Source organism: Dechloromonas agitata is5 (assembly GCF_000519045.1).
Classification (GTDB): domain Bacteria; phylum Pseudomonadota; class Gammaproteobacteria; order Burkholderiales; family Rhodocyclaceae; genus Azonexus; species Azonexus agitatus.
In genome coordinates this window covers 3,559,188-3,582,766 of sequence record NZ_KI912532.1, presented here as the reverse complement: position 1 = coordinate 3,582,766, position 23,579 = coordinate 3,559,188, and the positions used below count along the sequence as shown (strand labels likewise).

Annotated in this window: 19 protein-coding genes and 1 pseudogene; 14 read left to right on the top strand and 6 right to left on the bottom strand. The window is 64.3% G+C overall.

Annotated elements, in window-relative coordinates; translation table 11 throughout:
* The first annotated feature begins 130 nt into the window (after positions 1-130).
* The 8 genes from K420_RS0117465 to ahbB (K420_RS0117430) all read left to right on the top strand — a co-directional run bounded on the left by K420_RS0117465 (position 131) and on the right by ahbB (K420_RS0117430) (position 6,498).
* A complete protein-coding gene (locus K420_RS0117465) occupies positions 131-1,813 on the top strand; it encodes a cytochrome D1 domain-containing protein (protein WP_027459187.1) in 1,683 nt (560 codons plus the stop codon).
* A gap of 123 nt (positions 1,814-1,936) precedes the next feature.
* Complete coding sequence (locus K420_RS0117460; RefSeq protein WP_027459186.1) at positions 1,937-2,770, top strand: ethylbenzene dehydrogenase-related protein; 834 nt, start codon at positions 1,937-1,939, stop codon at positions 2,768-2,770.
* Between the two features lie 102 nt (positions 2,771-2,872).
* Positions 2,873-3,127: a plastocyanin/azurin family copper-binding protein gene (locus K420_RS0117455; RefSeq protein WP_232422808.1), complete on the top strand. Its 255-nt coding sequence runs from the start codon at positions 2,873-2,875 to the stop codon at positions 3,125-3,127.
* A gap of 7 nt (positions 3,128-3,134) precedes the next feature.
* A complete protein-coding gene (locus tag K420_RS0117450; protein WP_027459184.1) occupies positions 3,135-3,431 on the top strand; it encodes a c-type cytochrome in 297 nt (98 codons plus the stop codon).
* Positions 3,432-3,438: 7 nt separating this feature from the next.
* On the top strand, positions 3,439-4,602 hold the full coding sequence (locus tag K420_RS0117445) for a cytochrome D1 domain-containing protein (protein WP_051453233.1): 1,164 nt from the start codon (positions 3,439-3,441) through the stop codon (positions 4,600-4,602).
* A 3-nt stretch (positions 4,603-4,605) separates the two neighbouring features.
* The gene (ahbB, locus tag K420_RS0117440; protein ID WP_027459182.1) at positions 4,606-5,574 is read left to right on the top strand and encodes a siroheme decarboxylase subunit beta; all 969 of its coding nucleotides are present in this window, start codon (positions 4,606-4,608) and stop codon (positions 5,572-5,574) included.
* The gene (locus K420_RS0117435; protein ID WP_027459181.1) at positions 5,567-6,025 is read left to right on the top strand and encodes an Lrp/AsnC family transcriptional regulator; all 459 of its coding nucleotides are present in this window, start codon (positions 5,567-5,569) and stop codon (positions 6,023-6,025) included. Before ahbB (K420_RS0117440) ends, K420_RS0117435 begins: the two co-directional genes overlap by 8 nt.
* Positions 6,022-6,498: a siroheme decarboxylase subunit beta gene (gene ahbB, locus K420_RS0117430; RefSeq protein WP_027459180.1), complete on the top strand. Its 477-nt coding sequence runs from the start codon at positions 6,022-6,024 to the stop codon at positions 6,496-6,498. The genes K420_RS0117435 and ahbB (K420_RS0117430) overlap by 4 nt, the downstream gene beginning before the upstream one ends.
* Positions 6,499-6,509: 11 nt before the next feature.
* On the opposite strand, the gene K420_RS19455 is transcribed toward ahbB (K420_RS0117430), so the two are convergent.
* The 6 genes and pseudogenes from K420_RS19455 to K420_RS0117400 form a co-directional block, all read right to left on the bottom strand.
* Positions 6,510-9,530 carry an EAL domain-containing protein gene (locus tag K420_RS19455; RefSeq protein ID WP_051453232.1) on the bottom strand — a complete coding sequence of 1,007 codons (3,021 nt, stop codon included), beginning with the start codon at positions 9,528-9,530 and terminating at the stop codon, positions 6,510-6,512.
* A pseudogene (locus K420_RS21140) lies at positions 9,527-10,546 on the bottom strand (cytochrome-c peroxidase). The gene K420_RS19455 and the pseudogene K420_RS21140 overlap by 4 nt, the downstream one beginning before the upstream one ends.
* 109 nt (positions 10,547-10,655) lie before the next feature.
* Positions 10,656-13,229: a cyanophycin synthetase gene (cphA, locus tag K420_RS0117415; protein ID WP_027459179.1), complete on the bottom strand. Its 2,574-nt coding sequence runs from the start codon at positions 13,227-13,229 to the stop codon at positions 10,656-10,658.
* 16 nt (positions 13,230-13,245) lie between these two features.
* Positions 13,246-15,486 carry a cyanophycin synthetase gene (locus tag K420_RS19445; protein WP_035855049.1) on the bottom strand — a complete coding sequence of 747 codons (2,241 nt, stop codon included), beginning with the start codon at positions 15,484-15,486 and terminating at the stop codon, positions 13,246-13,248.
* Between the two features lie 131 nt (positions 15,487-15,617).
* The gene (locus K420_RS0117405; RefSeq protein ID WP_027459178.1) at positions 15,618-16,088 is read right to left on the bottom strand and encodes a cyanophycin metabolism-associated DUF1854 family protein; all 471 of its coding nucleotides are present in this window, start codon (positions 16,086-16,088) and stop codon (positions 15,618-15,620) included.
* A 3-nt stretch (positions 16,089-16,091) separates the two neighbouring features.
* Positions 16,092-18,386, bottom strand: a complete 2,295-nt coding sequence (locus tag K420_RS0117400; protein WP_027459177.1) for a cyanophycin metabolism-associated ABC transporter — start codon at positions 18,384-18,386, stop codon at positions 16,092-16,094.
* 222 nt (positions 18,387-18,608) lie between these two features.
* On the opposite strand from K420_RS0117400, the gene nirJ reads away from it, so the two are divergent.
* The 6 genes from nirJ to K420_RS0117370 all read left to right on the top strand — a co-directional run bounded on the left by nirJ (position 18,609) and on the right by K420_RS0117370 (position 23,549).
* Positions 18,609-19,745 carry a heme d1 biosynthesis radical SAM protein NirJ gene (gene nirJ / locus K420_RS0117395; RefSeq protein ID WP_027459176.1) on the top strand — a complete coding sequence of 379 codons (1,137 nt, stop codon included), beginning with the start codon at positions 18,609-18,611 and terminating at the stop codon, positions 19,743-19,745.
* Complete coding sequence (locus K420_RS0117390; protein ID WP_035855048.1) at positions 19,742-21,316, top strand: cytochrome D1 domain-containing protein; 1,575 nt, start codon at positions 19,742-19,744, stop codon at positions 21,314-21,316. The genes nirJ and K420_RS0117390 overlap by 4 nt, the downstream gene beginning before the upstream one ends.
* Before the next feature lie 22 nt (positions 21,317-21,338).
* On the top strand, positions 21,339-21,827 hold the full coding sequence (locus tag K420_RS0117385) for an LEA type 2 family protein (RefSeq protein ID WP_027459174.1): 489 nt from the start codon (positions 21,339-21,341) through the stop codon (positions 21,825-21,827).
* Positions 21,828-21,930: 103 nt separating this feature from the next.
* Complete coding sequence (locus K420_RS0117380; RefSeq protein WP_027459173.1) at positions 21,931-22,503, top strand: pseudouridine synthase; 573 nt, start codon at positions 21,931-21,933, stop codon at positions 22,501-22,503.
* The gene (locus K420_RS0117375) at positions 22,500-22,943 is read left to right on the top strand and encodes a DUF192 domain-containing protein (RefSeq protein WP_027459172.1); all 444 of its coding nucleotides are present in this window, start codon (positions 22,500-22,502) and stop codon (positions 22,941-22,943) included. The genes K420_RS0117380 and K420_RS0117375 overlap by 4 nt, the downstream gene beginning before the upstream one ends.
* A gap of 75 nt (positions 22,944-23,018) precedes the next feature.
* Entirely contained in the window at positions 23,019-23,549 is a 531-nt protein-coding gene (locus K420_RS0117370) for a chorismate--pyruvate lyase family protein (RefSeq protein ID WP_027459171.1), read from the top strand.
* The last annotated feature ends 30 nt before the right edge of the window (positions 23,550-23,579 follow it).

Sequence of the window (23,579 nt, the reverse complement as noted above, 5' to 3'; positions counted from 1 at the left end):
GAATATCAACATTTTCTGATGCCTTGGAAATCTTGATGGGCATCAAAGATGGTGTGTTGTTTGAAGCGCAACCTATCGTCTATCGCGTTGGGGGCTTAGGCGCGACCAATTTTTTTCTAGGAGAGGAAAGATGAAGAAATCTTTTGTGGGGATGCTTGCATTGACTGCCATGGCGGCCGCCATGGGTTCGGCTTTCGCTGACGAAGCCAAGCCGGCACCGGCGATGACCGCTGCCGAAAAGGAACAGGCCAAAAAAATCTACTTCGAGCGTTGCGCCGGTTGCCACGGCGTGCTGCGCAAGGGCGCCACGGGCAAGAACCTGGAGCCGCACTGGAGCAAGAAGGACAAGGACGGCAACGTCACCGAAGGCGGTACGCTGAAGCTCGGTCAGCAGCGTCTGGAAAAGATCATCGGCTACGGCACCGACGGTGGCATGGTGAACTTCGACGACATCCTGACCAAGGAAGAAATCAACCTGATGGCCCGCTACATCCAGAACACCCCGGATGTGCCGCCTGAGTACAGCTTCAAGGAAACCCTGGATTCCTGGAAGGTCATCGTTCCGGTTGACCAGCGTCCGAAGAAGCAGATGAACAACTTCAACTTGAACAACATCTTCTCGGTCACCCTGCGTGATACCGGTGAAGTGGCCCTGATCGACGGCGATACCAAGGAAATCCGTTCCATCGTCAAGACCGGCTATGCTGTTCACATTTCCCGCCTGTCCGCTTCCGGCCGCTATGTCTACGTTATCGGTCGCGACGGTCGCCTGAGCCTGATCGACCTGTGGATGGAAAAACCGGCTGTCGTGGCTGAAGTCAAGATTGGCTTCGACGCCCGCTCGGTCGATACCTCCAAGTTCAAGGGCTTCGAAGACAAGTACGCCATCGCTGGCTCCTACTGGCCGCCCCAGTACGTGATCATGGACGGCGACACCCTGAAGCCGCGCAAGGTCGTTTCCACCCGTGGCATGACCGTCGATGGCGAATACCATCCGGAACCGCGCGTTGCCTCCATCGTCGCTTCGTTCATCAAGCCGGAATGGGTGGTCAACATCAAGGAAACCGGCCAGATCCTGCTGGTCGATTACTCCGACATCGAAAACCTGAAGACCACCACCATCGCTTCCGCCAAGTTCCTGCATGACGGTGGCTGGGATGCTTCCAAGCGTTACTTCCTGGTGGCGGCCAACGCCTCCAACAAGATCGCTGCGGTCGACACCAAGACCGGCAAGCTGGCCGCGCTGGTCGATGTCGCCAAGATCCCGCACCCGGGTCGTGGTGCCAACTTCGTGCATCCGAAGTTTGGTCCGGTCTGGGCGACCGGTCACCTTGGTGCCGATGTCGTGACCCTGATTTCCACGCCGTCCGACGACAAGAAGTTCGCCAAGTACAAGGAGTACAACTGGAAGGTCGTCCAGGAAATCAAGCACGTGCCGGGCAACCTGTTCGTCAAGACCCATCCGAAGTCCAAGCATTTCTGGGCTGACGCACCGCAGAACCCGGACAAGGATCTGGCTGAGTCCGTCGCCGTGTGGGATATGGCTGACCTGTCCAAGCCGAAGGCCGTCCTGAACGTCGCCAAGGACTCCGGCCTGCCGCCGACCAAGGCCGTCAAGCGCGCCGTCCATCCGGAATACTCGGCTGACGGCAAGGAAGTCTGGATCTCTCTGTGGGGTGGCAAGACCGACCAGTCTGCTGTCGTGGTCTATGACGACGCGACGCTGAAGGTCAAGAAGGTGATCACCGATCCGAAGATGATTACGCCGACCGGCAAGTTCAACGTCTATAACACTCAGCACGATATCTACTAATATTCAATTGCTGATTGTTTGATTTTTGGCAAGGCTAAGGGGGCGAAAGCCCCCTTAGCATGTGAAACGGTAACTTATTCGAGGCTTCTGGCCGTTTCGTATCATTTTCGCGGAGTGAATAGGATGACAAATAAAATCGTTTCCCTCGCCGTTGTCGGCGCTTTCATGGCCCTCGGTTCGCAGGCTGCCCTTGCTGCGCCTGACTGGGCCAAGGTGGGGAAGAGCACGATCCATGTTTTCCACCCGGGTGCTGCCCCGTTCGAGTGGGTGCAGGGCAAGGGTGAGCACAGTGGTGCCAGCGGCCTGAAGAAGGGCGAGTCGTGTGCCGGTTGCCACGTCGAGGACGGCAAGCTGTCGCTCGACCTGAAGCGCCTGGCCAGCAAGGAGCTGGAGCCGAAAGGCGCGCCGAAGACGATGACCTATCCGGTCACCGTGCAGGCGGCCTACGACGCCAACAACCTTTACGTTCGCCTGACCTTCAAGGCACCGGCCGGTGGTGCCGACCATTCCGACAAGGACAATGAAGTCAAGGCCACCATGATGTTCCCGAACGACAAGGTGCCGATGGGTGACCAGGTCGGTTGCTGGGCTTCCTGCCACGAAGACTCCAAGGGCATGCCGAAGGGCAAGGACAAGACCAAGTATGTCACGGCCGGCGCCATGGACCTGATGCAGTGGGCGAGTGGTGGCAAGTCGGCGGACGGTTTCGTTGCCGACAAGCGCAACATGACCGGTGGCAAGGCCGGCGCCACGGCAGAAGGCGCCAAGAATGGCGACACCTACACGGTGACCTTCACCCGCAAGCTGGCCGGCAATGCCGTGCTGGCCGCCGGCAAGGCCGTGCCGTTCGGCATCGCCATCCACGCCGATAACGCGGCGGGTCGCTTCCACCACGTTTCCTTCGGTCACACCATCGGCCTCGGTGCCGATGGCGACGTGAAGGCCGCCAAGCAGTAAAAAACCATGCCATCCGGAATCACACCGCAGTCCGGATGGCTGCCATTGAAAAGGGCGCCGCTCCTGCTGGCGCTCTTTTCTTTTTCGGTTTGGGCCGAGCCGGTGGCTGAAGTCCGTATCGAGGGTTACCGCTACCTGCCGGCCGAAATCACGATCAAGGCGGGCGAAAGCGTACGCTGGATCAATCACGAGAAAAGAACCAGCCATTCGATCGTCTTCCCGGCCGAGGGCGGTCTCGAGTCGGAGCGCCTGTTTCCGCTGGAAAGCTGGCAACGACGCTTCGAAAAGCCCGGCCGTTACGACTATCATTGCGGCCCGCATCCGGAAATGAAAGGGGTTGTCGTTGTCGGCGAATAAATGGCTAATCGGGTTGTCCCTCTTGTCGGGTGTGGTTTGTGCTGCCGAGCCCGACGCGCAGCGGCAGAAGGAACTGGTTCATCTGGTGCGCCAGGACTGCGGCTCCTGTCATGGCATGACGCTGAAGGGTGGCCTCGGGCCGGCCCTGTTGCCCGAGAACCTGCGCGACAAGCCGGCCGAGGGGCTCGCGGCGACGGTCTATCATGGCCGGCCGGGTACGGCCATGCCGCCCTGGAAACAATTCATGTCCGAAGCCGAAGCGGCCTGGATTGTCGATAAACTGATGACGAAATTCCCGGAGTGAGATCGCGATGCGCCTGCTGCTGAGTTGTTTGTTCGCCCTGTTCCTCAATGCCTGTGCCACGCCGCAACTGCGGGGTACCGGCGACCTTGGCCTGATCATCGAGCGGGCGACCGGCCATGTCACGCTGGTCAATACCAGCACCCGTCAGCCGTATGCCCGCATCGCCGGCCTCGGTGACTTGTCGCACGCCTCTGCTGTCTATACCCGCGATGGCCGTTACGCCTTCATCTTTGGTCGTGATGGCGGGCTGACCAAGATCGACCTGCTGGAAGCCAGGATCGTCAAACGTGTGATCCAGTCGGGTAACGCCATCGGTGGCTCGATCTCGCAGGATGGCCGCATCGTTGTCGCCCAGAACTACACGCCGGGCGGCATCAAGGCCTTTGATGCCGAAACGCTGGAACTGCTTTCCGAAGTGCCAGCCGAATATGCGCCGGGCCAGTTCTCCAAGGTCGTCGGCCTGGCCGATACGGCCGGCAACAAGTTCGCCTACGCCCTGTTCGAAGGCGGCGAGATTCGCATCACCGATTTCAGCGATCCCAAGGCGCCGAAGACGCAGCGTTTCCCGGCAGGCCTGCAGCCTTACGACGGTCTGGTAACGCCGGACGGCCGTTATTTCATGGCCGGCCTGTTCGGCGAGGACGGTATAGCCCTGCTCGATTTGTGGCAGCCGGAGAAGGGCGCCCGCAAGATTCTCGAAAAATATGGCCGTGGCGAGGAAAAGCTGCCGGTCTTCAAGATGCCGCACCTGCGCGGCTGGTCGGTGGCACAGGGCAAGGCCTATTTGCCGGCGATCGGCCGCCATGAGGTGCTGGTGGTCGATGTCGCGACCTGGAAGGAAGTCGGCCGCATCCCGGTACGTGGTCAGCCGGTCTTCGTCATGGCGCGGCCGGACGGGCGGCAGATCTGGGTCAATTTTGCTTTTCCCGACAACGGCAAGGTCGACGTGATCGACACCCTGGCCGGCCAGGTCGTCCATCGGATGGAGCCGGGCAAGGGCATCCTGCACATGGAATTCGCGCCGCGCGGCGAGAATGTCTGGCTGTCGGCGCGTGACGACAACAAGGTGGTGATCTACAACACCGAGACCTTCGCCAAACTGGGCGAGATCGCGGCTGACAATCCGTCCGGCATCTTCTTCACGTCGCGGGCCGCCCGTATCGGTTTCTGAGGCATGGACGACACGCTCGACTTCCACCTGCTGAACGACTTTCAGCGCGATTTCCCGCTCTGCCCGGCGCCGTTTGCCGAACTGGCCTCGCGCCTCGGTGTCGCCGAGAAGGTCGTCCTCGGCCGGCTGGAGAACCTGCGGCGCGACGGCAAGATCTCCCGGGTAGGGGCGGTTTTCGCGCCCAAGCGCATTGGCGCCTCGACGCTGGCGGCGATGGCCGTGCCGCCGGAAAAGCTGGCGACCGTGGCGGCAGCCGTTAATCGCTTTCCTGAGGTGAACCACAATTACGAGCGCGAGCATCGCTACAACCTGTGGTTCGTCGTCACGGCAGGCAGCGAAGGTCGGTTGCAGGCGACGCTCGGTGCCATCGAGCAGGCTGCCGGCTACCCGCTGATGCCCTTGCCGCTGCTTGAGGAATTCCACATCGACCTCGGTTTTTCGCTGAATGGCGAGGCCCGCCCGAAGCCAGCGACGGCCCGTCCGGTGGCGCCCGTCCAGCCGATCGGGGAAATCGAGCGCCGCCTGATTGCCGTGCTGCAGGAAGGCCTGCCGATGTTCATCCGCCCCTTCCAGTTGATCGCCGGGCGGGTCGGCACCTCGGAAGGCGAGGTGCTCACCCGCATCCGCCGCTGGCTGGAGGAGGGCGCGATCAAGCGTTTCGGCGTCGTCGTCCGTCATCACGAACTGGGCTATCGGGCCAATGCCATGCTGGTTCATGACATTCCCGACGACCGGGTGAGCGAGATCGGCCGCGCCCTGGCCGAGGAGCCCGCCGTCACCCTGTGCTACCGCCGGCCGCGCTGCCTGCCGGATTGGCCCTACAACCTGTTCTGCATGATCCACGGCCGCGAACGCGGCGAGGTCGAAGCGACGATTGCCGCGTTGCGGCAGCGGCACGGCCTGGATGCTTGCGCCCACGACATCCTGTTTTCGCTGACCCGCTTTAAGCAGAACGGTGCCCGCTATGCCTGAATTGAGCCCGCTTGACCGCCAGATCCTGGCCACCCTGCAAGGCGATTTTCCGATCTGCGAGCGGCCCTATGCCGAAGCAGCCGGCCGTCTGGGGATCAGCGAAGATGAACTGCTCACCCGCCTGCAACAACTGTTGGCCGACAAGGTGCTGACCCGTTTCGGGCCGATGTTCCAGATCGAGGAAATGGGCGGTGCCTTCGTACTGGCCGCGCTCGCCGTGCCGGAAGTACGCTATGACGAGGTGACAGCCATGGTCAATGCCCTGCCTCAGGTGGCGCACAACTATCGTCGCGAGCATGCGTTGAACATGTGGTTTGTGCTCGCGACCGAAACGAAGGCCGGCATGGCCGAAGCCATCGCCCGCATCGAACAGGAGACCGGCCTGCCGGTCTATGCCTTCCCGAAGGAACGGGAGTTTTTCGTCGAAATGAAGCTGGAGGCCCGGGCATGATCGACGCCACCGACCGCGCCCTGATCGTCGCCACCCAGGGCGGCCTGCCGCTGGTCGCGCGGCCTTACCATGCCATTGCCGAACAGCTTGGCATCCCGGCCGAGGAGGTCATGTGCCGCCTGCAGGCCATGCTGGCCAGTGGCGTGATCCGCCGCATCGGTGCGGTGCCCAACCATTACGCCATCGGCTGGACGGCGAACGGCATGACCGTGTGGGACGTCGACGATGCCGTGGTCGATGAACTGGGGGCGCGCATCGGTGGCCTCGATTTCGTCACCCACTGCTACCGCCGGCCGCGGGCTCGGCCGACCTGGCCCTACAACCTGTTTGCCATGGTGCACGGCGCCTCGCGCGACGAATGTGCAGCCAAGGCCGCGGAAATCCGTGGCCTGCTCGGCGCAGCCTGCCGCGGCAGCGATATCCTCTATTCGACCCGCATTCTGAAGAAGAGCGGTCTGCGCATCGGCAGCTGAAGCCGTTCGCGCTATTCGCCCGCCGGACGGTTGGTGCTGATCGCAATCTGCAGGTCGCGCAAGGCCTTCAATACCGCATCGCGTGCTGCCCACAGTTCGGGGAGCAAGGCTTTCGCCGCCGCCAGGTCGCCCGCTCGCCAGTGCTGATCGATCCGCTCGGCCAGGGCATGCACCTGCCGATGCGGGGCGTCGATCGCCAGGAAGGCCGGTAGCCGGGTATGGGGCAGGCTCTTGGCCCCCTCGCTGGCCAACCAACGCCCGAACTGGCAGAAGCGGGCATCGTGCAGTTGCTGGTGCGGAATCGGCTGGTCGGTGGCAATGGCCTGTGACAGCAACTCGACCCAGCTGCGGTGCGTCGTTTCGGCGATCAACATGGGGTAGACGGCGTCGTGCCAGTCGATTCCGCTCAGGGACTGCCATTCTTCCGGCGGGCCCCAGGCGCGCGCCCAGTCCACGAAGTCATCACCCAGCATCGGGCGGGCGATGCCGTAGCCCTGCGCCTTGTCGCAGCCAAGCTGGAGCAGCAGGCGACCGTGTTCGACGGTTTCCAGGCCTTCGGCGACCACCTCGCGCTGGAAGGAACGGGCCAGGCCGATAACGCTCTGCACGATCACCAGGCTGTGGGTGTCATTGACGATTTCACGCACGAAGCTCTGGTCGATCTTGATCGTCTCGGCGGGCAGGCGCTTCAGGTAAGTCAGCGACGAGTAGCCGGTGCCGAAATCGTCAAGGGCGAAGCGGATACCGAGCATCCGGCATTCGTCGATCACCCGCGAGCTCTTGGCGATATCCTCAAGGGCGGCGGTTTCGAGGATTTCCAGTTCGAGGTGGCAGGCCACATCCGGGTGAACGTAGAGTGCCGCCTTGAGTTTCTCGACGAACTCCGGCGATTGCAACTGGCGGGCGGCGACATTGACGCTGACTGGCAGGATGAAGCCTTCGCGCCGCCAGGCTTCCATCTGCGTCAGCGTCGATTCGATGACCCAGTCGCCGACCGCCTTGATCAGGTCGTCATCCTCGATCAGGGGCAGGAAATCGGCCGGCGGCAACAGGCCGCGTTCCGGATGCTGCCAGCGGATCAGCGCCTCGGCGCCGACCACCTCGCCGGCCCGTAGATCGACCTTGGGCTGGAAGTGGAGGATGAATTCGCCATTTTCCAGCGCCTGCTCGATGCGCTGGAAACGGTCCTGGCGGCTACGCTTGAACTTGTCCTGCTCGGTGTCGAAGATGTGGAAATTGTTCTTGCCTGCCTCCTTGGCCAGATACATGGCCTGGTCGGCGTGGCGGAGCAGGGTATCCGGATCGGATTCGTCGTTCGGGAACAGCGTGATGCCCATGCTGGCCGAAATGCATATCCCGCCAGGTGCCTGGGTGAGCGGTAGGGCGATCAGGCTGAGCAGGCGACGGGCAGCCTCGGTCAGGTGCTGCTGGCCGTCGATGCCCTGCAGGAGGAGGACGAACTCGTCGCCGCCCAGGCGGGCGACCGTGTCGCCGCCGCGTAGCGCGGACTGCAGGCGGCCGGCGATCTCGATCAGTACCTTGTCGCCGACCTGATGGCCCCAGGTATCGTTGATCGGCTTGAAACCATCGAGGTCGAGGTAGCAGATCGCCATCGCCGAATTGGCGCGCCGTGACTGGGCGATCCCCTGGTTCAGGCGGTCGGAGAGCAGCACACGGTTGGGCAGTTCGGTCAGTGCATCGTAGTAGGCGAGCTGGGTGAGCTGGCGTTCCTGCGCCTTGATGCGGCGAATGTCGGCGAAGACGGCGACGTAGTTGGTGATTTCGCCTTCGGGATTGCGCACGGCGGAAATCGACAGCAGTTCGGGATAGATTTCGCCGTGCTTGTTGCGATTCCAGATCTCGCCACGCCAGCTGCCGGTTTCGCGGATGGTCTGCCACATGGCCTGATAGAAGGCTTCGTCGTGCTTGCCGGATTTGAACATGCGCGGGTTGCGGCCGACCACTTCGTCGTGTTCCCAGCCGGTGATCCGGGTGAAGGCCGGGTTGACGTCGAGGATGACGCCCTTGGCGTCGGTCAGCGTGATGCCGTCGTGGGCGCTGTGGAAAACCGTGGCATGCAGGGAGAGCTGCTTCTCGGCGGCCAGTTGCGCCGCATAGCGGGCGCTGACTTCGGCATGGGCGGTGGCCAGCGAGCGGCGGATGCGCTCCAGGCGGGCGAAAAGCCAGATCAGGAAGCCGGCGAGCAGGAGAGCGAGGGCGTAGAGCAGCCGGCGGAAGCGGGAGGCTTCGAGAGTCGCCTCGGCATGGCCCTGGCTGTAGCTGTGGAAGAGCGCGTCCATCTGCTGCCGGCTGTCGAGGCTGACGATTTCCTGCATCAGCCGGTCAATATCGAGCAGGCGGGCGGTGATCTGCGCACCGTGGCGCAGCAGGTTGTCGATCTCCGGTGCGGCGGCGCTGCCGTGCGACAGGGTGCTCAGGTGACTGACGATGCCGGCGATGCGCAGTGCGCCTTCTTCGCTCGGCGTGCGGGCGAAGCTCAGCATCTCGCGGACATAGCGGCCGACCGTTTGATGCAGCACGGGAGACATCGGCGGCGAGTGGCGATCGAGTAATTCGGCCGCAGCGACCGGAAAATAGGCCTGCGAATTGCGCAATACGGCATTGTCGCGCTTGAAGCGGTCGATCAGGTCGGCCTTGCGGGCGAGGGTATCGCCCAGTCGCCCAAGCCGGTCGCCGATTGCCTGGCGGGCGCCCGGCGGGAGATAGTCGGGAACCTGGCGGGCTGCCGTGATCAGTTCCGCCGAGCGGGTGACATGGTTGGTCAGGGCATCGTAGTTGCGGACCAGCTCCAGGCGATTGGCCAGTAGTTCACCATCGATCAGCGCATTGACTTCGCGCAGGTCGCGCAGTTGCCGGGTGTAGTCGCTGTGCTGGGCCGGCGACAGTTCGGCCGAGCGCAGGAAAGCCCAGGTCAGGGCGGCGATGCACAGGATGGCGGCGAGCAGCGTCAGGCGGATCTGGCCATGCGTCTGGTCGAGATGGCGATGGTTGGGAGAAATGGAGAATTTCATTCGAGCGGCCTGCCTTCCCATTCACCGGTCAGGCTGCGCAGAAAGGCCGTGATCGCCTGCAGATCCTCGGCCGGCAGTTCGCGGCCAAGCTGGAAGCGCGCCATGATGGTGACGGCTTCCTCCAGCGTCGCGGCCGACGCGTCGTGGAAATAGGGGGCGGTGAGGGCGACGTTGCGTAGGCTCGGGACCTTGAAGACATGGCGATCTTCCTCGCGGCCGGTGACGCTGAAGCGGCCGAGATCGGCCTTGCCCGGCGGGCGGCCGGCGAAGTAGTCGGCCATCACGCCGAAGCGCTGGAACATGTTCCCGCCGATCCCGACGCCCTGGTGGCAGCTGGCGCAGCCGAGTTCGAGGAAGCGCCAGTAGCCGGAGCGCTCCAGGGCGGAGAGTGCCTCCTTGTCACCGAGCAGGAAGCGGTCGAAGCGGCTGTTCGGCGTGAGCAGGGTGCGCTCGTAATGGGCAATGGCGTCGGCGATGTTCGCTCCGCTGATCCCGTCCGGGTAGAGCCGCGCGAAGGTGTCACGGTAGAAAGCGTCGCCCTTCAGCTTGGCAACCACGGCCCCCCAGTCGGAATCCATTTCCGCCGGGTTATGCACCGGCCCGGCGGCTTGTTCCTGCAGGGTGTTCGCCCGGCCATCCCAGAATCAGGCGACATGCAGGCTGGTGTTGAAGACCGAGGGGGCGTTGATGGTCCCGCTTCGACCGTCCATGCCAAGCGAAACAGGCTGCCGGTCGGCGCCGCCCAGGCCGAAATTGTGGCAACTGGCACAGGAGACGGTGTCGTTGCGCGACAGGCGGCGGTCGAAGAAGAGGCGCTGACCGAGTCCTGCTTTTTCACTCGGCGGTTTTGCCTCGACAACCAGCGGCCGTAGTGCCTGATGCCCCCAGTCCACCGCCTCGGATGACACGGCGGTAGCTTCCGGTTGGCTTTCCGGGGTCAGGCCCTGCCACAGGACGAGGCCGATGGCGATGGCCAGTACGACGTAAAGGAAGCGTTCGAGCGGGAAGACGGGCATGAAACAATTATAGAGAGCGGTTGGCAGGGTGGCCGAAGACGCGGCGACAGCGAGCAAAAAGCCCGGCCGAGGCCGGGCTTAACACCCACAGGACTGGGCGGCAGGGGGCTTACGATGCTTCGCGGATCCGTTGCGCAATGTGGGCCAGCGCCTCTTCCACCTGGTCGATCAGGATCAGGCACAGGTCACCGGGTTGCAGGCGTTCCAGGGCCAGGTCGATGGCCTTGAACTCGCCGGTGATCTCGTCGATGCGCCGGGTCCGCTTCGCATGCTTCAGGCCGTCCCGCAGCAGGCCGATCACTTCGCCGTCCTGGCGGCCGCGCTGGCAGGCATCCTGGTAGAGGATCGCATCGTCAAAGGCATTGCCGAGGATTTCGGTCTGCTGGCGGATGTCCTCGTCACGCCGGTCGCCGGCACCGCTGATGACCACCGAGCGGCGGACCGCCGGCATGCCCTCGACGGCCTGGACCAGGGCCTGCATGGCGTCCGGGTTGTGGCCGTAGTCGGCGATCAGCGTCGCGCCCTTGTAGTCGAAGACGTTGAAGCGGCCGGGAGCGGTATTGGCGTCGCTGACGAAGCCGGACAGCGCCTTTTCGATGACTGCCCAGTCGAGACCGAGCGCCCAGCCGGTGGCGGTGGCGGCCATGGCATTCTCGACCTGGAAGCCGATGCTGCCGTTGCGGGTCAGCGGGATGCTGGAGAACGGAATGCGCTGGCTCTTGCGGCCTTCCTGGCAGACGATGCCTTCCTCGTTGGCATAGACGACGCGCTTGCCCTGGGCCTTGTGCGTGGCGAGTACCGGGTTGGCCTTGTCGCGGGCAAAGAAGATGATGCCGCCTGGGCAGTGCGCCGCCATGCGGGCAACCTGCGGATCGGCGGCGTTGAGCACCGCCGTGCCATGCGGTGCGACATTCTCGACGATGACGCGCTTGACGACGGCCAGTTCATCGACCGTCGTGATGTAGTTGAGGCCGAGGTGGTCGCCGATGCCGATGTTGGTCACCACGGCGACATCGCACATGTCGAAACCGAGCCCCTCGCGCAGCACGCCGCCACGGGCGGTTTCGAACACGGCGGCATCGACGTCCGGGTGCATCAGCACGTTGCGGGCGCTGCGCGGGCCGGAGCAGTCGCCATCGTCGATCTGCTTGCCCTGGATGTAGACGCCATCGGTGCTGGTCATGCCGACGCGCTGGCCATTGGCTTCGAAGATGCGGCCGATGAGGCGGCTGGTGGTGGTCTTGCCGTTGGTGCCGGCAATGGCGACGACCGGGATGCGGCCATTGCTGCCGTCCTTGTACATCATGTCGATGATCGCCTTGCCGACATCGCGCCCCTTGCCGAAGGACGGGTCGAGGTGCATGCGCAGGCCGGGGGCGGCATTGACTTCGACGATGCCGCCGCCTTGGTCTTCCAGCGGCTTCAAGATGGTGTCGCACACGACGTCGATGCCGGCGATGTCAAGGCCGACGGTTTGTGCTGCAGCCACCGCAGCGGCGGCGAGGTCGGGATGCACGTCGTCGGTGACGTCGGTGGCGGTACCGCCGGTGGACAGGTTGGCGTTGTTGCGCAGGATGACGCGGACGCCACGCGGCGGCACGCTGTCGGCCGTGTAGCCCTGTTCGGCCAGGCGGGCGAGGGCGATTTCGTCGAAGCGGATCTTGGTCAGGGAGGTGGCGTGGCCATCGGAGCGACGCGGGTCGCTATTGACGATGTCGACCAGTTCGCGGACGGTATGCGTGCCGTCGCCGATGACCAGGGGCGGGTCGCGCCGGGCGGCGGCGATCAGCTTGTCGCCGATGACCAGCAGGCGCCAGTCATGGCCGGGCAGGTATTTCTCGACCATGATGTCGTCGCGGAATTCGATGGCGACGCGGTAGGCCTTGCGTACCTGCTCCTCGCTGGTCAGGTTGACCGAGATGCCCTTGCCCTGGTTGCCGTCCTGCGGCTTGACGACGACCGGCAGACCGACCTCCTGGGCGGCGGCCCAGGCATCGTCCTCGTCCTCGACCGGACGGCCGTAAGGCACGGCGACGCCGGACGCGTGCAGCAGGTTCTTGGTCAGTTCCTTGTCCTGCGCGATGGCTTCGGCGATGGCGCTGGTGAAGCTGGTTTCGGCCGCCTGGATGCGCTTCTGCTTGCTGCCCCAGCCGAACTGGACGAGGCTGCCCTGCGTCAGGCGGCGGAAGGGAATGCCGCGCGCCACGGCGGCCGAGACGATGGCGCCGGTGGATGGGCCGAGACGGATATCCTCGTCCAGATCGCGCAGTTCCTTCAGCGTCGCCTCAAGGTCGAAGGGCGTATCGTCGAGGGCTGCCTGGCAGAGTTGCTCGGCGCGTTCGAAGGCGAGACGGGCGACGTCTTCCTCGGAGTATTCGACGACAACCTGGAAAACGCCGGTGTCGACCGTCTGCGTCGTCCGGCTGAAGGTCACCGGGCAGCCGGCCTGGGCTTGCAGGCCGAGGGCGCAGAACTCCAGGGCGTGGGCGACCGAGACGGTGTCGAGATGGTCGGAGGGAATCAGGTCGCCGAGCTCCGGGAAGCGCTCGCGCAGGCGGGCTTCGAAGCCGGGCAGGTCGGCGATGGCGACTTCGGCCCCGTCGCAGCGGACGATGGCCTGGATGGCGGTGTGGCGGCTCCACAGGTTGGGGCCGCGCAGGGCACGAATGCGGGAAACGTCCATGACGCGATGTTCCTTGTTATTTCACGGCCGCGCGCAGCGGCTTCTTGGCCTGAATCGGCAGCAGGGCTTCCGGTTCGGGCAGATCGAGGCCAAAGGTCTTGACGCCGGTGGTGATGACCTCCTGGGTCAGACCGAGCGCCCAGCCGGCGGCGACGGCGGCCAGCACATTGGCGATGTCTTCCGGCTTCTTGGCCTTGCCGATGGCGGGTACGTCGCCGAGGCGGCAGAGGCGGACCTCGTCGTTGCCGGTACGCAGGATAATCCGCCCGTCAGCCACCGTCACGCCGCGCTTGCCGGCCGCGAAGTGCTCGGCCAGCTTCAGGCAGGACGGGTCGGCGGCGAAGAAGATCACCTCGCCGTCGCACAGTTCGGCGAAATCGGCGACCAGCGGGTCGGCCGCGTTGAGGACGGCGTGGCCGGAGGGCAGCACGACGTCGACCTGGGTGCGATAGATCGAGCGCGGCGTCGTGTAATACTCGCCGCCGGTCGGCTGGACATCCCAGCGCGACAGGTCTTCGTCGTCCGAGGCGATGTTGGTGACGATGCCGACCGAGCAGCGGTCGTAGGCCAGGCCCTGGCCGAGGATGACTTCCGGCCCGTTCTCGATGACGGCGGCCTCGATGGCGCGGTTGAGCAGCAGGCGGCGGCCGGCCGACCAGTTGGCGGCATCGGTTTTCTGGACCTGGCGGCGGTTCTGGAACAGGCCTTCGCTGCACGCCAGGCCGGTGAAGGCGCCCGACAGGTAGAGCAGGTGGGCGACCAGTCGGGCGACAGTCGTCTTGCCGTGCGTACCGGTGACGCCGACCAGGGGGATGCGGCCGGTCTGCGCGGCGGAGAACAGGTTGTCGACGATGGCCTGGCCGACCGGGCGCGGTTTGCCGACACCGGGCTTGATGTGCATGAGCAGGCTGGGACCGGCATTGACTTCGACGATGGCGCCGCCCTGTGCGGCCAGCGGCTTGGCGATGTCCTGGCAGACGAGGTCGATGCCGGCGATGTCCAGGCCGACGACGCGGGCGGCGAGCGAAGCGATGGCGGCGGTATCGGGATGCACTTCGTCGGTGCAGTCGAAAGCATGGTTGGCGTTGCGCTGGATCAGCACCTCGCGGCCGGCAGCCGGTACCGCATCGGCGCTCAGGCCCTGGCGTTCAAGTTCGATCAGGGCGGCGGTGTCGATCTTGATGATGGACAGCGGGTGCAGTTCGGTATTGCCGCGGCGCGGGTCCGTGTTTACCTGGGTATCGATCAGTTCCTGCACCGTGTGCTGGCCATCGCCGGTCACCGTGATGAAGTCGCTGCGGTTGGCGGCGACCAGCTTGCCGCCGATGACCAGCAGGCGGTGCTCGATGCCCGGGATGGAGCGTTCGACGAGCACGCTGGAACCTTCCTCGACGGCAATGGCGTAGGCCTTGCGGACATCGTCGGCGGTGGTCAGGTCGATGAACACGCCGCGTCCGTGGTTGCCGTCGGTCGGCTTGACGACCACCGGGTAGCCGATGTCTTCGGCCGCTTCGACGGCATCGTCGGCGTTCTCGACCTCACGGCCTTCCGGCACCGGTACGCCGACCGAGGAAATCAGCTCCTTGGTCAGGTCCTTGTCGCGCGAGATGGTCTCGGCAATGGCGCTGGTGCTGTCGGTCTCGGCCGTCCAGATGCGGCGCATGGCGGCGCCGTAGCCGAGCTGGACGAGGTTGCCGTCGTCGAGCAGGCGGATGTGCGGGATCTTGCGCGCTTCGGCCGCGTTGACGATGGCGGCGGTGGACGGGCCGAGATACTTGCGGTCCACCTTGCGGCGCAGCGGTTTGATCGCTTCGGCAATGTCGAACGGGTCGTCATGGATGGCGGCGAGCACCAGCTCGCGGCCGAGTTCGAGGGCCAGGCGGGTGCATTCCTCGTGGAAATTGCTGACCACCAGCTTGTAGACGCCGCGCGTCGTCGTTTCGCGGGTGCGGCCGAAACCGTCCGGCAGGCCGGCCAGCGTCATCAGTTCGAGGACGACATGCTCCAGGATGTGGCCGGTCCACGTGCCTTCCTTCAGTCGGCGCAGGAAGCCGCCGCGTTCGTCGTAGTTGCAGCGGTGCTCGATCAGGCCGGGCAGCCAGGCGGCCAGCCGGTCGTAGAGGCCGGGAATCTTGTCGGAGGGGTAGTCTTCCAGTTCGCCGATGTCGATCCAGGTCTCGATGCACGGCGGGTAGGTCCAGATGCTCGGCCCCTTGAGGGAGATCGAGTCCTTGAAAACGATGTCTTGTCTTTTCATGCGCTCTGCTTTGACCGGGCGAACCGGCGTTGTTCACAAGGGTATTTCGACATTATTAACGCTTTCGCGCCGGTTTCGGCTGACGCCCGTGCAAAATTGTCACAGTTCCGCACGGGCCGTTACACGGTGGCTTAAAGGAAGCGGTCGAGCAGCTTGCGGCTGTGCTTGTCGAGGCTCGTCAGGTCGCGGACCAGGAACTGGATGCCATGGGCGTCGGCAATCAGCAGGCGGGTTTGCGACAGGCGGCGGATGTCTTCTTCGCCCTTCAGGACCAGTTCGGCCGGGCCGCGGTTGGTCTGCACCTGCCAGGTACTCGGGCAGGCGAAGCTGGAGACCTCGACGATGCGTTCGACTTCCGGCACGAACTCGCGGCTACGCAGGTCGGCTTCGACGATGTCGCGGATGGCCGGCGGCAGGTCGGCGACATGATCCACCCAGCCGACCTCGTGGCCTTCGAAGTTGATCAGCGACAGCCCTTCGTCCGGGGCGGCGATGGGGAAGGCGCGCACCGGCGTGACACCTTCGTGGCGGATACCTTCGGCATCGATCAGGACGAGGCGGCCGAAATTGTCGCAATGAATCTGAAAATTGACGTTGGCCATGATTTACTCGACGTGGGCTTTCGGCAGTTCTGGGGTACGCGGCAAGGTATCCTCGGTATCGACGTTGCGGGCCTGTGCCATATACAACTTGTGGTAGTGGCCTTCGGTTTCCATCAGCTGATCGTGGTTGCCGATCTCGACGATACGGCCGCGATCCATGACGACCAGCCGGTCGGCCTTGCGCAGGGTGCTCAGGCGGTGGGCGATGGCGATGGTGGTGCGGCCCTTGACGAGGTTGTCGAGCGCCTTCTGGATTTCCTTCTCGGTCTCGGTGTCGACCGCCGAGGTCGCTTCGTCGAGGATCAGGATGCGCGGGTCGATGAGCAGGGCGCGGGCGATCGAGATGCGCTGGCGCTCGCCGCCCGAGAGACCCTGGCCGCGCTCGCCGACCAGCGAGTCGTAGCCGTGCGGTAGGCGCAGGATGAATTCGTGGGCATGGGCGGCACGGGCGGCCGCGATGATTTCCTGGCGCGTCGCGTTCGGCTTGCCGTAGGCGATGTTGTCGGCGATGGTGCCGAAGAACAGGAAGGGTTCCTGCAACACCAGGCCGATGTGCTGGCGGAATTCGGCAACCGGCACCGAGCGCACGTCGGTGCCGTCGATCAGCACCTGGCCTTCGGAGACGTCGTAGAAGCGGCAGATCAGGTTGACCAGCGTCGACTTGCCGGAGCCGGAATGGCCGACCAGGCCGATCATCTCGCCGGGCTGGATGACCAGGTCGACATCCTTGGTGACGGCGCGGGTGCCGTAGCGGAAGCCGGCCTTCTTCAACTCGATGCGGCCGGTGACGCCGGACAGATGCACCGGGTTGGCCGGTTCGGGCACGCTGGAAACGTGGTCGAGGATGTCGAAGATCCGCTTGGTGCTCGAGGCGGCGCGCTGGGTGGCCGAGACGATGCGGCTCATCGAATCGAGGCGGGTGTAGAAGCGGCCGATGTAGGCGAGGAAGGCGGTGAGCACGCCGACGGTCGAGTCGCCCTTGGAAATTTGCCAGATGCCGAAGATCCAGACGACCAGCAGGCCGATCTCGGTGAGCAGCGTCACCGTCGGCGTGAACAGCGACCAGGTCTTGTTCAGCTTGTCGTTCATCTGCAGGTTGTGTTCGTTGGCGGCGCGGAAGCGGTCGGCTTCGCGCTTTTCCTGGGCAAAGGCCTTGACGACGCGGATGCCGGGGATGGTGTCGGCCAGCACGTTGGTCACTTCGGCCCAGACGCGGTCGATTTTCTCGAAGCCGGTGCGCAGTTTTTCGCGCACGAAGTGGATCAGCCAGCCGATGATGGGCAGCGGCAGCAGGGTGACCAGCGCCAGCCACGGGTTGATGCTGAACAGGATGACGGCGGTCATCGTGATCATCAGTACGTCGGTGGCGAAGTTGAGCAGGTCGAGCGACAGGAAGATGTTGATGCGGTCGGTTTCGTTGCCGATCCGCGCCATCAGGTCGCCGGTGCGTTTGCCGCCGAAGTATTCGAGCGACAGGCCCATCAGGTGCTCGTAGGTCTGCGTGCGCAGGTCGCGGCCGATGCGCTCGGACACCAGCGACAGGATGTAGGTGCGGATCCAGCCCAGCACCCAGGCCAGCACGGCGGCGCCGAGCAGGCCGCCGAGGTACATCGAGACCAGGCCCCAGTCGATCGGCTTGCCGTTCTGGAACGGGATCAGCACATTGTCCATCAGTGGCATGGTCAGGTAAGGGGGCACCAGCGTCGCGGCGGTCGAGGCGAGGGTCAGCGCAAAACCGAGGAACAGTTGCCAGCGGTAGGGGCGGGCGAAGCGCCACAGGCGGAACAGCGTCCAGGTCGACGGGGCGACGGTCGATTCGCGGTTGCAGATCGGGCACTCATCCTCGCCCGGCGGCAGCGGCGTCTTGCATTTCGGGCAAACCTCGTCGCCCGGCCGGGCGACCGGCTGGCCGGACAGCGCGCTGTCGCGGTGCAGGTCGAATTCGGCGATGACGCGCAGGGCAGCCAGGTTGCGGGCCAGCGTGTAACGCCAGGTGGCCAGGCGTCCGTTGGCATCGAGCAATGCCAGCGTACCGACGCCGGCCTGGTCGTGGTGAGTCAGCTGCAGGCCGGCGCGCAGCGGCCATTCCTGCCATGCCGTCTGGCCGGCGCTACGCGCCAGCAGGCGGCGATCGGTGACCAGCAGCAGGCCATCGGCAAATTTCAGGTCGTGGTCGAGGTCGGTTTCCAGGCAGGCCTGGACCTCCTCGCCAGCCGCCAGCCGGGATTCGACATCGGCCGCCCAGCGGGCGGGAACTGCCGGATCAATGCCGGCATTGTTGTGTACGTTCGAAGTCATCGTGAAAGTATACTCCTCCCCCTATAACGGGCGGCTCGCCGGAACGATGACGTTGGGGCGAAAAAGCCGGTAATGGATTGTGCGGATGCTGAGCCATCGCACGCTGTTTCGAATTTGCCACCGGCGTACCATGCCGCTCACCTGCTTCGCTCCATTGACTCACGTCAAGGCTGGCGAGCGGCGCTTCGGTTGCAATAGCCGAACTTATCAAGAGGATGCCGCATGTTCCGAATTTCGCAGTACATGGCCGAGATCGCTGCCCCCACGCCGCTCGGGCCGAAACGCAATCCGCCCGGTCCGGTCGTCATCTGGAACCTGATCCGGCGCTGCAACCTGACCTGCAAGCATTGCTACTCGATCTCCGCCGATACCAACTTCCCTGGCGAGCTGAGTACCGAACAGGTCTACACGGTGATGGACGACCTCAAGGGCTTCAGGGTGCCGGTCCTCATCCTGTCTGGCGGCGAGCCGCTGCTGCGGCCGGACATCTACGACATCGCCAAGCGCGCCAAGGCCAAGGGTTTCTACGTCGGGCTGTCATCGAACGGGACGCTGATCGACGAGAACAATATCGGCAAGATCGCCGAATGCGATTTCAACTACGTCGGCGTCTCGCTCGACGGCATCCGTGAAACGCACGACAAGTTCCGCCGGCTGGACGGTGCCTTCGAAGCCTCGCTGAAGGGCATCCGCCTGTGCCGCGACCTCGGCCTGAAGATCGGCGTGCGCTTCACGATGACGCAGGACAACGCCCACGACCTGCCGGGCCTGCTCCGGCTGGTCGAGGCCGAGGGCATCGACCGTTTTTATTTCTCCCACCTCAACTATGCCGGGCGCGGCAACAAGAACCGCAAGGACGATGCGCACCACAAGCTGACCCGCTGGGCGATGGACCTGCTGTTCGACACCTGCTGGGACTACCAGCAGCGCGGCCTGGAAAAGGAATTCACCACTGGCAACAACGATGCCGATGGCGTCTATTTCCTGCACTGGGTGCGCCAGCGCTTCCCGGACAAGGCGGCCCATGTCGAGGCCAAGTTGCGCCAGTGGGGCGGCAATTCGTCAGGCGTCAATGTCGCCAACATCGACAACCTGGGCAACGTGCATCCCGACACCATGTGGTGGCATCACACCCTTGGCAACGTCAAGGATCGGCCGTTCTCGCAGATCTGGCCGGATACCTCGGATGCCCTGATGGCCGGCCTGAAACGCCATCCGCGGGCCGTCGAGGGGCGCTGCGCCACCTGTGCCTACCTGGAAATCTGCAACGGCAACACGCGTGTCCGTGCCCAGCAACTGACCGGCAATCCGTGGGCGGAAGACCCCGGTTGCTACTTGAGCGACGAGGAAATCGCATGAGTCACTGGAAAATCCTGATCCCGGCGGGCTTTGCCGCCTACTTCCTGGTCGGCATGGCGCAACTGGCCGAAGCGGCCGATACCTCGGCCAACTACCAGCAGCACTGCGCTTCCTGCCACGGCGCCGACCGCCTGGGCGGCATCGGCCCCGCGCTGCTGCCGGAAAACCTGGCGCGTCTGCGCAAGCCGGAAGCCGAGAAGGTCATTCGCGAGGGCCGTCCGGCCAGTCAGATGCTGGGTTTTGGCGACAAGCTGTCGGCCGAGGAGATCAAGGCGCTGGTCGATTACGCCTATACGCCGATCAAGCCGATGCCGGCCTGGGGTGAGAAGGAGATCACCGCCTCGCGCATTCTGCACGAGAAGCAGCCCCTGCCCGACAAGCCGGTGTTCAAGGCCGATCCGCTCAACCTCTTCGTGGTTGTCGAAAGCGGCGATCATCATGTGTCGATCCTCGATGGCGACAAGCTGGAACCGATTCATCGCTTTCAGTCGCGCTATGCGCTGCACGGCGGGCCGAAGTTCACGCCGGATGGCCGCTACGTCTTCTTTGCCTCGCGCGATGGCTGGATCACCAAGTTCGATCTGTGGAACCTCAAGGTGGTGGCCGAAGTGCGGGCCGGTATCAACACCCGCAACGCCGCCGTCTCGGGCGACGGCCAATGGGTGGCGGTGGCCAACTACCTGCCGCACAGCCTGGTCATCCTCGATGCCGATCTCAATTTCAAGAAGCTGCTGCCGGTGGCCGACAAGGAAGGCAAGGTCTCGTCCCGCGTTTCGGCCGTCTATGACGCCAGTCCGCGCCAGAGCTTCGTCGCCGCGCTGAAGGACGTCAAGGAAGTCTGGGAGATTTCCTACAACCCGAAGGCGGACGACATCCCGGCTGGCATGATCCATGACTTCAAGTACAAGGAAGGCGCCTTCCTGCCCGGTTTCCTCAACCCGGTGCGCACGCAACTCGACGACTACCTCGACGACTTCTACTTCACGCAGGGCTACGACGAGGTGATGGGCGCCTCGCGCAACGATGCCAAGGCCGCGGTGAGCGGCCAGGTGGTCAATCTGGATGCCCGCAAGAAGATCGCCGACCTCGAACTGCCGGGCATGCCGCACCTCGGCTCCGGCATCAGCTGGAAGATGGGTGAGCGCACCGTCATGGCGACGCCCAACCTCAACGAAGGCCTGGTCAGCATCATCGACATGCAGACCTGGAAGACCATCAAGCAGATCAGGACGCGCGGCCCCGGCTTCTTCATGCGCAGCCACGAGAACAGCCGCTATGCCTGGACCGACTCGATGATGAGCAAGGAGTTCAAGGACACCATGCAGATCATCGACAAGGAAAAGCTGGAGATCGTTGCCGAGCTGAAGCCGGTACCGGGCAAGACCTTCGCCCACGTCGAATTCACCCGCGACGGCAAGTACGTACTGGCCAGCCTGTGGGACATGGACGGCGCGTTGATCATCTACGATGCCGAGACCCTGAAGGAAGTCAAACGCCTGCCGATGAAGAAGCCGGTCGGGAAATATAATGTCTGGAACAAGGTGACCAAATCGGAGGGCACCAGCCACTGAGTGGTCTGCCGGGAGAAACGGGATGGGCAAGTTGATCCAGCGTGTAGTCCTCGTCCTCCTGGCCGGTGCCACCGTGCTGCTTGGTGCCTGCGCCAGCCTGCAACGCAGCGAGCCGGTGCAGGTCAATCTCGTCGGCCTCGAACCCTTGGCCGGCGAGGGGCTGGAAATGCGCATGCTGGTCAAGTTGCGGGTACAGAATCCGAACGATGCGCCAATCGAATACAACGGGGTGTTCGTTGAAATGGACGTCGAAGGCAAGCGCTTTGCCAGCGGGGTCAGCGATGCGGCCGGTATCGTGCCGCGGTTTGGCGAAGCGGTGGTCAGCGTACCAGTCAGCATTTCGATCTATGGCATTGCACGCCAGGCCCTGTCGATGGTCGGTGGCGAGTTGCGCGGCCAGCTGGCCTACGAGATGGGCGGCAAGCTGGCCGGGCCGGCGTTTGGCAGCGTCCGTTTCCACACCCGGGGCGAGCTGACCTTGCCGCGCGAACTCAACGGCATGGCGCGCTGAAGGCATTCCGGGTGCCCGAATCCCGGGCAAATCCCGGGACGTTGCCGGGAAACCGTTAAAATGGGCGGGCATCCAAGCCTCGCTGCTGTCGTCGTCAATTTCCGTGTCCAAAATCGTCCTCTTCAACAAGCCCTATGGCGTCCTCAGCCAGTTCACGCCGGAAGGCAAGTGGCGGGCGCTGAGCGATTTCATCCCGCTCAAGGGCGTCTACGTTGCCGGCCGGCTCGATGCCGACAGCGAGGGCCTGCTGATCCTGACCGACGATGGCAAGCTGCAGGCGAGGATTGCCGATCCCCGGCACAAACTGGAAAAAACCTACTGGGCGCAAGTCGAGGGCATGCCCGACGAGGCAGCATTGGACAAGCTGCGGGCCGGCATCCGCCTGGCCGATTTCACCGCCCTGCCAGCCCGGGTGCGCCGCATCGACGAGCCGCCCGGGCTCTGGCAGCGCGATCCGCCGATCCGCTACCGGGCAGCGATCCCTACCACGTGGCTGGAAATCCGCATCCGCGAAGGCAAGAACCGCCAGGTGCGGCGAATGACCGCCGCGATCGGGTATCCTACGCTGCGCCTGGTTCGGGCTGCCATCGGGGCGGCGACGCTGGATGGCCTGGCGCTCGGCGAATGGCGTCAGATCGAAGGCAGCTATCGGGATTTGCAAGGAAAGATCGCATGAAGAAAAGCACGATTGCCGCGCTCGCCGCCCTGGCCCTGAGCGGCGGCGCCCAGGCGCAAGGCGTCATGCCGATGCTCGAATTGAGTGCCGGCTTCCACCGCATCGAGGCGGAGGTGGCCGCCAACGACCAGCACCGCCAGCTTGGCCTGATGAACCGCAAGGCCATGCCGCAGCAGCATGGCATGCTCTTCGTCTTCAACCACGAGAACACCCACTGCATGTGGATGCGCAATACGCTGCTGCCGCTGTCGGTCGCCTTCATGGATGCCGAGGGAGCCATCATCAATATCGAAGACATGCAGCCGCAGACCGAGGACAACCATTGTGCTCGCCGCCCGGCCCGCTATGCGCTGGAGATGAATATTGGCTGGTTCGCCCAGCGCGGTATCAGGCCAGGCACGAAGATCCGCGGCATCGACCGGGCGCCGCGTCCGCAATGAGGGTGTCTTCCACAGCTTTCGGGCGGCCATGAGCGGCAGCCTCTGCCCACCGATTCAACCGACCTTGCCGGGCGCATGAAACGCAGCAAGTGGCGATCCCGCCTGCCCGCGTGGGCCGATGATCCGTATCTGCGCACCTGGCTGACCGAGCCGGATTCGCTGACCGCCCGTTGCCAGCGGAACTGCCAGGTTTTCCGCGTACGCCTGTTGCGCTTCGGCAAGGGGATGGCGCTGGCCGACGAGGCGGTCGAGGGCGGCGTGGCGCATGGTCTGGCCTGGGTACGCGAAGTTGCCCTCGAATGCGATGGCCGGCCGGTGATCTTTGCCCATACCACGCTGGCAGCCTCCGGCAAGGGTCGCCTGACCCGCTGGATGGCGCGTCTCGGCAGCCGCTCGCTGGGCTCGCTGCTCTTCGCCTACCCCGGCTTCCGGCGCGGCACCATCGAGTTCCTGCGCCTGGATGCCCGTCATCCGCTCTACCGCCGCGCAGCCCGCCTGACGCCGGTCGGACCCAGCCTGTGGGCACGGCGCTCGCAGCATCGTCTCGGTGGCCAGCAAGTGCTGGTTACCGAGGTTTTTCTGCCGGATATCCTGCGCCTGAAATGAAAAAACCTCGCCGGGGCGAGGTTTCAGCTG

Coding starts and splice junctions, on each gene's coding strand:
- K420_RS19455 (WP_051453232.1), bottom strand. CDS start 9,530: ATGAAATTCTCCATTTCTCCCAACCATCGCCATCTCGACCAGACGCAT.
- K420_RS0117375 (WP_027459172.1), top strand. CDS start 22,500: ATGAAGAAAAGCACGATTGCCGCGCTCGCCGCCCTGGCCCTGAGCGGC.
- K420_RS0117435 (WP_027459181.1), top strand. CDS start 5,567: ATGCCTGAATTGAGCCCGCTTGACCGCCAGATCCTGGCCACCCTGCAA.
- K420_RS0117445 (WP_051453233.1), top strand. CDS start 3,439: ATGCGCCTGCTGCTGAGTTGTTTGTTCGCCCTGTTCCTCAATGCCTGT.
- K420_RS0117390 (WP_035855048.1), top strand. CDS start 19,742: ATGAGTCACTGGAAAATCCTGATCCCGGCGGGCTTTGCCGCCTACTTC.
- K420_RS0117405 (WP_027459178.1), bottom strand. CDS start 16,088: ATGGCCAACGTCAATTTTCAGATTCATTGCGACAATTTCGGCCGCCTC.
- ahbB (WP_027459180.1), top strand. CDS start 6,022: ATGATCGACGCCACCGACCGCGCCCTGATCGTCGCCACCCAGGGCGGC.
- K420_RS0117370 (WP_027459171.1), top strand. CDS start 23,019: ATGAAACGCAGCAAGTGGCGATCCCGCCTGCCCGCGTGGGCCGATGAT.
- K420_RS0117465 (WP_027459187.1), top strand. CDS start 131: ATGAAGAAATCTTTTGTGGGGATGCTTGCATTGACTGCCATGGCGGCC.
- K420_RS19445 (WP_035855049.1), bottom strand. CDS start 15,486: ATGAAAAGACAAGACATCGTTTTCAAGGACTCGATCTCCCTCAAGGGG.
- K420_RS0117385 (WP_027459174.1), top strand. CDS start 21,339: ATGGGCAAGTTGATCCAGCGTGTAGTCCTCGTCCTCCTGGCCGGTGCC.
- cphA (WP_027459179.1), bottom strand. CDS start 13,229: ATGGACGTTTCCCGCATTCGTGCCCTGCGCGGCCCCAACCTGTGGAGC.
- ahbB (WP_027459182.1), top strand. CDS start 4,606: ATGGACGACACGCTCGACTTCCACCTGCTGAACGACTTTCAGCGCGAT.
- K420_RS0117400 (WP_027459177.1), bottom strand. CDS start 18,386: ATGACTTCGAACGTACACAACAATGCCGGCATTGATCCGGCAGTTCCC.
- K420_RS0117460 (WP_027459186.1), top strand. CDS start 1,937: ATGACAAATAAAATCGTTTCCCTCGCCGTTGTCGGCGCTTTCATGGCC.
- nirJ (WP_027459176.1), top strand. CDS start 18,609: ATGTTCCGAATTTCGCAGTACATGGCCGAGATCGCTGCCCCCACGCCG.